The following is an 11,759-nucleotide window of genomic DNA, read 5'->3' as shown; positions in this document are numbered from 1 at the left end:
ATCTGATGGAAATGGAAGCCACGCAAGCACCTTAAAATCACCATCATACACTAAATCAGTAAGTTGGCAGCATTACCGGAATTTCAACGGTTATGATGCAGATGATGTCAGTGACAGTAATACTGACGTCAGCGATCTCTATTATCGTTATGATTTTTTACGTCGTTATTATGTGCAGGCGGGTCGCATGGACAACCGCACACTATTTAATGCACAAGGCGGGAACTTTACCTTTAACTTTCTGCCACTCGGTGCAATCGATGGGATGCGTATCGGGTCGACACTGAGCTATTTAAACCAGGCGCAAAGCCAGCAAGGAACCCCAGTAATGGTTCTGCTTTCGCGCAATTCTCGTGTTGACGCTTATCGTAATGAGCAACTTTTGGGATCGTTTTATCTCAATAGTGGTTCGCAATTTATTGATACCAGTTCCTTTCCGCCAGGCAGCTACAGCGTGGCATTAAAAGTCTACGAAAATAACCAACTCACCCGCACCGAGCTTGTGCCGTTTACCAAAACCGGCGGTCTGACTGACGGAAATGCGCAATGGTTCTTACAGGCAGGTAAAACTACATCACAGGTTTCTGATGATGAAAGTTCAGCTTATCAGCTAGGAGTACGCCTGCCATTACATCCGCAATATGAGCTCTACGCAGGGCTGGCGAATGCTGATGATGTGAGTGCTTTCGAGTTAGGTAATAACTGGACGGCAGATTTAGGCAGGGTGGGGAATCTTGCAATCAGCGCCAGCGTGTTCCGTAACGATGACGGCGGCAAAGGTGATATGCAACAGGCCAACTGGAGTAATCCGGGATGGCCGACGTTGGGCTTTTATCGGACCAACTCTGACGGCGATGCTTGTACAACCGACAGCAGAGAGAGCTATAACGCCTTAAGCTGTTATGAAAGTATTTCCGCGACAGTTTCACTGAATTTTGTCGGCTGGAATATGATGCTGGGTTATACCTGCACACAAAATAACACTGATGATAGTTTGCGTTGGGATAAACAGCAGAGCTTTGAAAATAACTATCTTCGCCAGACAACAGCGCAAAGTATCTCTGAAACTGTACAACTTAGCGCTTCCCGCGCTATTGTGATGCGTGACTGGATTTTGAGTACGTCAGTCGGTGTTTTCCATCGTAATGACAACGGTGGCGATAACGACGACAACGGCTTGTACTTATCGTTTTCGTTATCTGACACGCCAACGATGGATAGCAATAACAACAGCCATTCAACCAATGTGCCTACGGATTATCGTTATAGCGAACAGGATGGCGATCAAACGTCATGGCAGTTATCGCATACCTTTTATAACGATTCATTCAGCCATAAAGAACTTGGCGTAACCGTCGGAGGCCTGAACACCGATACCATAAACAGCGCGGTTAACGGGCGTTGGGATGGGCAATACGGAAATGTCTACGCTACCGTATCTGATAGTTATGACCGTAAGAATCATGATCATCTTTCGGCCTTTACGGGCACTTATAGCTCTACGCTGGCTGTCAGTCGCTATGGCGTTAATTTGGGAGCCAGTGGTACAGACGATTTGCTGGGTGCGGTACTGGTGGATGTGAAAGGCTTCTCTGAACAGGATGAAGAGAGTCAGGATCTGCAACTCGAAGCGCGGGTGGCAGGCAGCCGAACTTTGCAGCTTGGTCAAAGTGACAGTGTGTTGTTCCCTTATCCTGGATTTCAGTCTGGTTTTGTTGAGGTTAACGACAGTAGCCAGGGCAATCAGCAGGGGACAACAAACATCATTAACGGTGCAGGGAATCGTGAATTAATGTTGTTGCCTGGCAAGCTGCGCTATCGCGAAGTGTCTGCCAGCTTTAACTACAACTATATCGGTCGTTTATTACTGCCGGCAGCGGTGAAAAAATTCCCGATTGTGGGGCTGAACAGCGCCATGTTACTGGTAGCTGAAGATGGCGGATTTACACTTGAAATTAACGGCAGCGAAAAAGAGCTCTATCTGCTTTCCGGGCAGCAATTCCTTAAGTGTCCACTGAGTGTTGTAAAGAAACGCGCCAGCATTCGTTACAGCGGAGATGTTACTTGTAGTGTGGTGACTTATTCACAATTACCGGAGTCGATTCAGGTTCAGGCACAGTTGAAACAGCCTAAATTACGTGGAAACGTTCAGACGGCGCAAAGGGAGGTTGCACCATGAGAAATCGATTGATTGCGGCGATATTGGGTTTGTTTGGCACGCTCACTGGCGTTCAGGCAGCTCCTGACGTGACCAGTGAAATTACGTATGATTTGGCATCTGGTAGAGCGGATTATTACTTCTGGAAGGATGAAGCGTCGGCAGGAAATAATGGATATATGTGGTATGAATGTTCGTATCCTGACCTCCAACAAACCTGTACAGCTAATGGAAATATATCGACAGTACAAATCTATTTAACTGAACAACGCAGTGGGATGCGTTGGCCGGTAAAACTCAAAGGATTTAAAACAGCCATTGTAAGTAGCGATGAAGCGCCGCTAGGATGCAAGGGGGGCAAAGGGCTTCAGACGAATCTTAAGGATTCTAATAGATCTTCATGTACAGAAGATGGTCAACATTATTATATATACGATACAAAGTTTCTTACGCTCTACCTTGAGCAGACAGAGATGAAGAATTTGCCGATTGGTGGCGTCTGGAAGGGGAAAGTTAAATTACATTCGAACAGCCCGGCCCAGGACTATTTCGCAAATATTACCCTGAATACGCTCGACCCCAACCATATTGACGTGTTCTTCCCGGAGTTCGCCCACGCCACGCCAAGGGTGCAGTTAGACTTGCATCCAACAGGAAGCGTTAACGGCAGCAACTACGCGCAAGATCTGACCATGTTGGACATGTGCCTGTACGATGGTTTTAACGGTAATGCCATCAGTTATGAAATCATGCTCAAAGATGAAGGGCGACCAGCTGCAGGGCGCAGAGACGGTTACTTCTCTATCTATCGTCAGGGAGGGACCACCACCGACGAGGGAGAACGCATTGATTACCGGGTCAAAATGTACAACCCGGAAACCGGTGGGCAAATTGATGTGCGCAATAATGAAAATATGGTCTGGAACAGCATTAACCTGAAACGTGTGCGTCCGGTGGTACTGCCCGGTATTCGCTATGCCGTGATGTGTGTGCCGACACCCTTGACTCTGGCAGTCGATAAATTCAGCGTGATGGATAAACAGGCCGGGTACTACATGGGCAAATTGTCAGTAATCTTTACGCCTTCCTTGCCAACCATCAATTAACCCTGCAAACCGGACAAACGCTTTTTTCTATATAAACGACGAAGCCGCCTGATAAGGCGGCTTCGTCGTTATAACTTACGTTAAACGTTAATGTTGCGGTGCGGGATCGTTATGTGTTTCCTGCGCCACCTCAATCGCCGGTTTGTTCTGCAATACGGTCCAGATAACCAGCGCACCCAGCAGGTCAAATACTGCCAGAACTGCGAACAGCGGGCTGAAGCCGATGGTGTCAGCCAGTGCACCGACAACCAGCGCAAACAGCGTACTTGCCAGCCATGCGGACATCCCGGTTAAACCGTTCGCCGTCGCCACTTCGTTACGACCGAACACGTCAGAAGAGAGCGTAATCAGCGCGCCAGACAGTGCCTGGTGGGCAAAACCACCGATACACAGCAGCATAATTGCGACATACGGGTTGGTGAACAGACCGATCATACCCGGGCCAATCATCAGCACAGCACCCAGCGTTACGACCATCTTACGGGAAACGATCAGGTTCACACCAAACCAACGCTGGAACAGCGGCGGCAGGTAACCACCGAGGATACAACCGAGGTCAGCAAACAGCATCGGCATCCAGGCGAACATCGCGATCTCTTTCAGGTTAAAGCCGTAAACTTTAAACATGAACAGCGGGATCCACGCGTTAAAAGTACCCCAGGCCGGTTCTGCAAGGAAACGCGGCAGTGCGATACCCCAGAACTGACGGTTACGCAGGATCTGACCAACGGACATTTTCTTCGCCGTGCTCACCTGGTGCTGGGCTTCCTGACCATTAATAATATAGTCGCGTTCTTCATCGGTCAGATGCTTCTGGTCGCGCGGATGTTTATAGAAAATCAGCCATGCCATCGCCCAGATAAAGCTCAATGCACCGGAGATGATAAATGCCATCTGCCAGCTGTGCATCACGATTGCCCATACCACCAGCGGCGGCGCAATCATCGCACCAATCGAAGAACCTACGTTAAAGTAGCCTACTGCGATGGAACGCTCTTTCGCCGGGAACCATTCGGAGCTGGCTTTCAGACCCGCCGGGATCATCGCTGCTTCCGCGGCACCGACCGCACCACGAGCAACAGCTAGGCCACCCCAGCTACCTGCCAGCGCGGTTGCACCACAGAACACGGCCCACAGCACAGCAAACATTGCATAACCGATTTTCGTACCCAGCACATCCAGTACATAACCTGCTACCGGTTGCATGACCGTATAAGCAGCAGAATAGGCTGCGATGATATAGGAATACTGTTGGGTGGAGATGTTTAACTCTTCCATCAGAGTTGGCGCAGCTGCCGCCACAGTGTTACGCGTCAGGTAACCAAGCACGGTGCCGAGCGTCACCAGTGCGATCATATACCAACGTAACCCTTTAATTTTACGCATGTAAAACCTCATCGTTTTGTTATATCCGCAGGAAGCGCGGCCATCATCCCGCCAGAGGCTGAAGATGTTAGTTACGACCGGGTAACCGAAAAAAAAAACCGGCACGCCCCGAACGTTGCCATGAAAGTTTCGTGCTAATTCGGCTTCCGTACCGGTTAACCCGATTCATCTAACAAATGAATGAATCGGCAATTTGCATTCCGTCGACTTATGATTTGCGACGGCAGAAAGATAACTTGTCATACAACCTTAAAAGGTGAGAGCCATCACAAATGTGCGAATATTTGTAGGGACATTACCTGACGACAGCGAGGCCAGTACTGGCGCGGCCTGCAGCGAGATTTACCACTTTGAGAGTAATTTTTTTAACTACGTTTATTGATCTAACTCACGAAAATATCTTCGGACTCTGGAAATTGGTGTGATAACTTTGTCAGCATCGCACCATAAGCAAGCTAGCTCACTCGTTGAGAGGAAGACGAAAATGACTCCGTTTATGACTGAAGATTTCCTGTTAGATACCGAATTTGCCCGCCGTCTGTATCACGACTACGCAAAAGACCAGCCGATTTTCGATTACCATTGCCATTTGCCGCCGCAGCAGATTGCGGAAGACTATCGTTTTAAAAACCTGTATGACATCTGGTTGAAGGGCGATCACTACAAATGGCGCGCTATGCGTACCAACGGTGTGGCTGAGCGTCTGTGTACTGGTGATGCGTCTGACCGTGAAAAATTTGACGCCTGGGCGGCGACTGTTCCGCACACTATCGGCAACCCGTTATACCACTGGACGCACCTCGAACTGCGTCGTCCGTTCGGTATCACTGGCAAATTGCTTTCTCCGTCAACTGCCGATGAAATCTGGAACGAATGTAACGAACTGCTGGCGCAGGATAACTTCTCCGCGCGCGGCATCATGCAGCAGATGAACGTGAAAATGGTCGGCACCACCGATGACCCGATCGATTCTCTGGAGCATCACGCAGAGATCGCCAAAGACGGCTCTTTCACCATCAAAGTGCTGCCGAGCTGGCGTCCGGACAAAGCCTTCAATATCGAACAGGCGACCTTTAACGACTACATGGCGAAGCTGGGCGAAGTTTCCGATACCGACATTCGCCGCTTTGCTGACCTGCAAACTGCCTTGACCAAACGTCTGGATCACTTCGCCGCTCACGGCTGTAAAGTGTCTGACCATGCGCTGGACGTGGTGATGTTTGCTGAAGCGAACGAAGCGGAACTGGACAGCATTCTGGCGCGCCGTCTGGCTGGCGAAACCCTGAGCGAGCACGAAGTGGCACAGTTCAAAACTGCGGTACTGGTGTTCCTTGGTGCCGAATATGCACGTCGCGGCTGGGTACAGCAGTACCACATTGGCGCGCTGCGTAATAACAACCTGCGTCAGTTCAAACTGCTGGGGCCGGATGTAGGCTTTGACTCCATCAACGACCGTCCGATGGCGGAAGAGTTGTCTAAGCTGCTGAGCAAGCAGAACGAAGAAAACCTGCTGCCGAAAACCATTCTCTACTGCCTGAACCCGCGCGATAACGAAGTGCTGGGCACCATGATCGGTAACTTCCAGGGCGAAGGTATGCCGGGCAAAATGCAGTTCGGTTCCGGCTGGTGGTTTAACGATCAGAAAGACGGTATGGAACGTCAGATGACCCAACTGGCGCAGCTCGGTCTGCTGAGCCGCTTTGTCGGTATGCTGACTGACAGCCGTAGCTTCCTGTCATACACCCGTCACGAATACTTCCGCCGCATTCTGTGCCAGATGATCGGTCGCTGGGTGGAAGCGGGCGAAGCACCGGCGGACATCAACCTGCTGGGCGAGATGGTGAAAAATATTTGCTTTAACAATGCGCGTGACTACTTCGCCATTGAACTGAACTAAGGTCTGGGGTTGATATGCAATACATCAAGATCCATGCGCTGGATAACGTCGCGGTCGCTTTAGCAGATTTGGCTGAAGGCACAGAAGTCAGTGTCGATAACCAGACTGTTACGCTGCGCCAGGATGTTGCTCGTGGACATAAATTTGCGTTAACGGATATCGCAAAAGGGGCCAACGTCATCAAATATGGCCTGCCGATTGGTTATGCATTGGCGGATATTGCGGCGGGGGAACACGTCCACGCCCACAATACGCGCACGAATCTGAGCGATCTGGATCAGTATCGCTATCAACTTGATTTTCAGGATCTGCCTGCGCAAGCGGCAGATCCTGAAGTGCAGATCTATCGTCGCGCTAACGGCGATGTCGGGGTGCGTAACGAGCTGTGGATCCTGCCAACCGTGGGCTGTGTCAACGGCATCGCGCGGCAAATCCAGAACCGTTTCCTGAAAGAGACCAACAACGCCGAAGGTACCGACGGCGTGTTCCTCTTCAGCCACACCTATGGCTGCTCACAACTGGGCGACGATCACATCAACACCCGCACCATGCTGCAAAACATGGTGCGCCACCCGAACGCGGGCGCAGTGCTGGTGATTGGTCTGGGCTGTGAAAACAACCAGGTTGCCGCATTCCGTGAAACGTTGGGCGATATCGATCCTGAACGCGTTCATTTCATGATCTGCCAACAGCAGGATGATGAGATCGAAGCCGGGATCGAGCATTTGCATCAGCTGTATAACGTGATGCGCAACGATAAACGCGAGCCAGGCAAACTCAGCGAACTGAAGTTTGGTCTGGAGTGCGGTGGTTCTGACGGTCTTTCTGGTATTACTGCTAACCCGATGCTGGGGCGTTTCTCTGACTACGTGATTGCTAACGGCGGTACTACCGTACTGACCGAAGTGCCGGAGATGTTTGGCGCAGAGCAGTTGCTGATGGACCATTGCCGCGACGAAGCAACGTTTGAAAAACTGGTCACCATGGTCAACGACTTCAAACAGTACTTTATTGCCCATGATCAGCCGATCTACGAAAACCCATCACCGGGGAACAAAGCGGGCGGTATCACCACGCTGGAAGACAAATCACTTGGCTGTACCCAGAAAGCGGGTTCCAGTGTCGTGGTTGACGTGCTGCGTTACGGCGAGCGTCTGAAAACGCCAGGGCTGAACTTGTTAAGTGCGCCGGGTAACGATGCCGTAGCGACCAGCGCCCTGGCGGGTGCGGGCTGCCATATGGTGCTGTTCAGTACTGGTCGCGGCACGCCATACGGTGGATTTGTGCCGACGGTGAAAATCGCCACCAACAGTGAACTGGCGGCGAAGAAAAAACACTGGATCGACTTTGACGCGGGTCAGCTGATCCACGGTAAAGCGATGCCGCAGTTGCTGGAAGAATTTATCGACACCATCGTTGAGTTTGCCAACGGTAAGCAAACCTGCAACGAGCGTAACGACTTCCGCGAACTGGCGATCTTCAAAAGCGGCGTAACGCTATAAAGTCGAAATGAGTTGTTAATAAAAAACGGCGTTTCATAATGTGAAGCGCCGTTTGCTTTTCCATACCTGCTAAGGATTTATCATGACCGCGTATTGGCTGGCCCAGGGCGTGGGTGTCATCGCCTTTCTGATTGGTATCACAACATTTTTCAATCGTGACGAACGTCGCTTCAAAAAGCAGCTTTCGGTCTATAGCGCCGTTATTGGCGTACATTTTTTTCTTCTGGGCACCTATCCCGCTGGTGCCAGTGCCATCCTTAATGCCATTCGTACATTGATTACCTTACGCACGCGCAGCTTATGGGTAATGGCGATTTTTATTGTGCTGACTGGCGGAATTGGCCTCGCGAAGTTCCATCATCCTGTCGAACTATTGCCGGTTATCGGTACGATTGTCAGTACCTGGGCGCTGTTCCGCTGTAAAGGGCTCACCATGCGCTGCGTGATGTGGTTTTCAACGTGTTGCTGGGTGATTCACAACTTCTGGGCGGGGTCGATAGGCGGCACGATGATTGAGGGTAGTTTTCTGCTTATGAATGGCCTGAATATCATTCGTTTCTGGCGGATGCAGAAAAGGGGAATTGATCCGTTTAAAGTAGAGAAAACCCCTCCCGCCATAGACGAAAGGGGTTAAACAATTAATTACGCAGGGCGCTATTTGCCAGACGATCGTCTTCCGCCTGGCAAGCTGCCGCAGTGAACAGCACGTCAGTTGAAGAGTTCAGCGCGGTTTCGCAAGAGTCCTGCAATACGCCGATAATAAAGCCGACGGCAACCACCTGCATGGCGATATCGTTCGAAATACCGAACATATTACAGGCCAGTGGGATCAGCAGCAAAGAACCCCCCGCCACGCCGGATGCGCCACAGGCACACAGAGAAGCCACTACGCTCAACAGCAGCGCTGTGGGCAGATCGACCGGAATACCCAGCGTATTAACCGCAGCCAGCGTCAACACGGTAATGGTGATTGCTGCGCCCGCCATATTGATGGTGGCTCCCAGCGGAATAGAAACTGAATAGGTATCGCGATCCAGATTCAGCTTTTCACACAGCGCCATATTCACCGGAATGTTCGCTGCAGAGCTGCGGGTGAAGAAGGCATACACACCGCTTTCGCGCAGGCACAGCAGCACCAGCGGGAACGGGTTACGACGAATTTTCCACCACACCAGCAATGGGTTAACCACCAGCGCCACCAGTAACATACAGCCAACCAGCACGACCAGCAGTTGCGCGTAGCCCCACAGTGTGGAGAAACCGGTGGTTGCCAGGGTAGAAGAAACCAGCCCAAAAATACCGAACGGTGCGAAGCGAATGACCAGTTTCACCATAAAGGTAACGGCATTCGACATATCATTGACCAGGTTTTTGGTGGTCTCGTTACCGTGACGCAGTGCGAAGCCGAGGCCGATCGCCCACACCAGAATCCCGATGTAGTTACCTTTCAGCAGGGCGTCGATGGGGTTGGAAACCATGCTCATTACCAGTCCGCGCATCACTTCGACAATGCCTGACGGCGGCGAAATATCACCCGCGCTACTGGACAAGTGCAGGGTAGAAGGGAAGGCAAAGCTGAAGACTACTGCGGCCAGAGCTGCAGAGAAGGTGCCCAGCAGATAGAGGAACAAAATAGGACGGATATTGGTTTTCTGCCCGTGCTGGTGGTTAGCAATAGATGCCATTACCAGCATCAACACCAGGATGGGGGCAACAGCTTTCAGTGCGCCGACGAACAAAGTACCTAACAGACCAACAGCTTCCGCCGCGGGTTTTGAGATCCATGCCAGAAGAATCCCCAGAACAAGGCCGACCAGGATTTGTTTTACCAGGCTGCCATGAGCCAGACGCCGGAATAGCCCCGGTGAACGTTGCGTAGTCATTTTTCGATCCTTTCATTGTGTTGTCGCACATCCCTGGTGCGTTCTGTCGACGCATCTTTCAGGATGTAACAAAGTGTTTGCAAGGTCGAGTATAAGGAAAGTTACAGCTTCGGGAAGCGAAAAATGCTGGATTTTAAAGAGAGGTCATGTTTTGCAACTTAATGGTTGCATTTATTTAACATAAACAGAGGGAAGGACTGGCTACTAAGGCTGATTAGATAACATATGGGCAAAACTATTTGGAATATGAGAACGGTTGCGCTCCTTTAACGTGTTATGCCATATAAAGTCACTGGCGCAGGGAGCGCGCAGGGGGCGGCCAATCGCCGCCGCCCCCTGCACCCCCAGGCTCTGGCGAACAAAATCGCCGCTGCGCGGTTCCCTCAGCCTATCCCTTGCGGCTACCGGGTCGGGCGCAAGGTAACGTCCCTGTAAGATGCGCCCTCGCCCCGGCCTCCAGGGAACGCTTCGGCGATTTTGACGCCACCAACACCCGTGCGGTCTTTTTGTAAAGAGCTATAAGCCGATTACATAATTAATAGCTCACCTTTGTCTGGAATGAGTTATCTCTAGGAATGGCTTAATATACAGCGAATCATTCTCCCCGCTGCTTATCATGCCGATAATTCACCCAGGCGTTGATAATAAACGTCATCACCAGAATGCCAAACACCACGCCCAGCGAGACGGCGATTGGAATATGGTAGAAGTCGACAATCAGCATCTTGATACCGATAAACACCAGAATCACCGCCAGGCCATATTTGAGCATCGAGAAACGCTCTGCTACGCCCGCCAGCAGGAAATACATCGCACGCAGGCCGAGGATTGCAAACAGGTTTGAGGTCAGCACAATGAACGGGTCAGTGGTCACGGCGAAGATAGCCGGAATGCTATCCACGGCAAAAATCACGTCGCTCAATTCCACCAGAATCAGTACCAGCATCAGCGGTGTGGCGTACAGCAATCCATTCTTACGCACAAAGAAATGCTCGTTGTCGATGGTGTCGGTCATGCGCAAATGACCGCGTAGCCAGCGCACCAGCGGCTTGTCGCCAATGCCTGATTCATCTTCATGGGCGAGCGCCATCTTCACGCCGGTAAACAGCAGGAAGGCACCGAAGATATACAGGATCCAGTCGAACTGCGAAATCAGCCAGCTGCCTGTGAAGATCATGATGGTACGCAGAACAATCGCCCCGAGCACGCCATACACCAGCACGCGACGTTGTAATGCCGCCGGAACGGAGAAATAGCTGAACAACATCAGCCAGACAAAGACGTTATCGACCGCCAGCGATTTCTCAATCAGATAACCCGTGAGAAAGGCCAGGGCCTGTGGATCGGCAACGGCGCGACCTTCGGTTTGCACCAGATACCACCAGAAAGCGGCGTTAAACAGTAACGACAGCGTCACCCAGACCAGCGACCAGGCCGCAGCCTGTTTCATGGTCATGGCATGTGCCCCACGACGCCCCTGCAACAACAGGTCGATAGCCAGCATAATGGCGACAACAACAGCGAATCCGCCCCATAGCAACGGCGTGCCGACAGTATTCATAGAAGTTCCTTACACATAAAAAAACGGCCAACGTCGGAAGACGTCAGCCGCTGCTTTTTATGCATAGACCTCGCCTTCCGGCAAGGTCTCACTTACAACAAAAAAGGAATACGTCTGCGTATTCCTTTCGGGTTGCCCGGTGACCGGATGTGGTTTTTCACTCATCGTAATGACGATCGACCGGCAATGAAGTTACTCCCCTTTGCAGGTAACAAAGTATGACAGACCATTCAGTCAGTCAATGGTCTGTTACATACCTTTTACAC

The 11,759-nt window shown here is 51.2% G+C and carries 8 protein-coding genes; 5 read left to right on the top strand and 3 right to left on the bottom strand.

Going from position 1 to position 11,759, the window contains the following annotated elements; genetic code table 11:
* Together ABZJ92_RS11110 and ABZJ92_RS11105 are read left to right on the top strand one after the other, a co-directional pair.
* Window positions 1-2,179, top strand: a 2,179-nt coding sequence (locus tag ABZJ92_RS11110; protein ID WP_250543918.1) for a TcfC E-set like domain-containing protein, incomplete at its 5' end; no start/stop codon positions are given.
* The gene (locus ABZJ92_RS11105) at window positions 2,176-3,264 is read left to right on the top strand and encodes a CfaE/CblD family pilus tip adhesin (protein ID WP_005050975.1); all 1,089 of its coding nucleotides are present in this window, start codon (window positions 2,176-2,178) and stop codon (window positions 3,262-3,264) included. The genes ABZJ92_RS11110 and ABZJ92_RS11105, both read left to right, overlap by 4 nt.
* 87 nt (window positions 3,265-3,351) lie before the next feature.
* Here the strand turns inward: ABZJ92_RS11105 and exuT are convergent, their stop codons facing one another.
* Window positions 3,352-4,650 (bottom strand): hexuronate transporter ExuT, encoded by a 1,299-nt coding sequence (gene exuT, locus ABZJ92_RS11100; RefSeq protein ID WP_001226465.1) that lies wholly within the window; start codon window positions 4,648-4,650, stop codon window positions 3,352-3,354.
* Between the two features lie 484 nt (window positions 4,651-5,134).
* Here exuT and uxaC point away from each other — a divergent pair, with 484 nt between their 5' ends.
* The 3 genes from uxaC (at window position 5,135) to ABZJ92_RS11085 (ending at window position 8,683) form a co-directional block, all read left to right on the top strand.
* On the top strand, window positions 5,135-6,547 hold the full coding sequence (gene uxaC / locus ABZJ92_RS11095) for a glucuronate isomerase (protein ID WP_000187442.1): 1,413 nt from the start codon (window positions 5,135-5,137) through the stop codon (window positions 6,545-6,547).
* Window positions 6,548-6,561: 14 nt separating this feature from the next.
* Window positions 6,562-8,049, top strand: coding sequence for an altronate dehydratase (gene uxaA, locus ABZJ92_RS11090; protein WP_001199357.1), 1,488 nt, complete (start codon window positions 6,562-6,564; stop codon window positions 8,047-8,049).
* Between the two features lie 82 nt (window positions 8,050-8,131).
* The gene (locus ABZJ92_RS11085; RefSeq protein ID WP_000128136.1) at window positions 8,132-8,683 is read left to right on the top strand and encodes a YgjV family protein; all 552 of its coding nucleotides are present in this window, start codon (window positions 8,132-8,134) and stop codon (window positions 8,681-8,683) included.
* Window positions 8,684-8,687: 4 nt separating this feature from the next.
* Here ABZJ92_RS11085 and sstT read toward each other — a convergent pair whose 3' ends face one another.
* Together sstT and alx are read right to left on the bottom strand one after the other, a co-directional pair.
* Window positions 8,688-9,932, bottom strand: coding sequence for a serine/threonine transporter SstT (sstT, locus tag ABZJ92_RS11080; protein WP_000211648.1), 1,245 nt, complete (start codon window positions 9,930-9,932; stop codon window positions 8,688-8,690).
* A 595-nt stretch (window positions 9,933-10,527) separates the two neighbouring features.
* Complete coding sequence (alx, locus tag ABZJ92_RS11075; protein WP_001098805.1) at window positions 10,528-11,493, bottom strand: TerC family membrane protein Alx; 966 nt, start codon at window positions 11,491-11,493, stop codon at window positions 10,528-10,530.
* Between the last annotated feature and the right edge of the window lie 266 nt (window positions 11,494-11,759).

Origin of the sequence: Shigella sp. FJ200513 (assembly GCF_040495915.1) — a bacterium.
In the GTDB taxonomy this organism is placed as follows: domain Bacteria; phylum Pseudomonadota; class Gammaproteobacteria; order Enterobacterales; family Enterobacteriaceae; genus ECMA0423.
This window is presented reverse-complemented; position numbering and strand designations above follow the sequence as displayed.

Bases quoted from the DNA above. Each gene is read 5' to 3' on its own strand.
- uxaC (WP_000187442.1), top strand. From the start codon at position 5,135: ATGACTCCGTTTATGACTGAAGATTTCCTGTTAGATACCGAATTTGCC.
- ABZJ92_RS11085 (WP_000128136.1), top strand. From the start codon at position 8,132: ATGACCGCGTATTGGCTGGCCCAGGGCGTGGGTGTCATCGCCTTTCTG.
- uxaA (WP_001199357.1), top strand. From the start codon at position 6,562: ATGCAATACATCAAGATCCATGCGCTGGATAACGTCGCGGTCGCTTTA.
- sstT (WP_000211648.1), bottom strand. From the start codon at position 9,932: ATGACTACGCAACGTTCACCGGGGCTATTCCGGCGTCTGGCTCATGGC.
- alx (WP_001098805.1), bottom strand. From the start codon at position 11,493: ATGAATACTGTCGGCACGCCGTTGCTATGGGGCGGATTCGCTGTTGTT.
- ABZJ92_RS11105 (WP_005050975.1), top strand. From the start codon at position 2,176: ATGAGAAATCGATTGATTGCGGCGATATTGGGTTTGTTTGGCACGCTC.
- exuT (WP_001226465.1), bottom strand. From the start codon at position 4,650: ATGCGTAAAATTAAAGGGTTACGTTGGTATATGATCGCACTGGTGACG.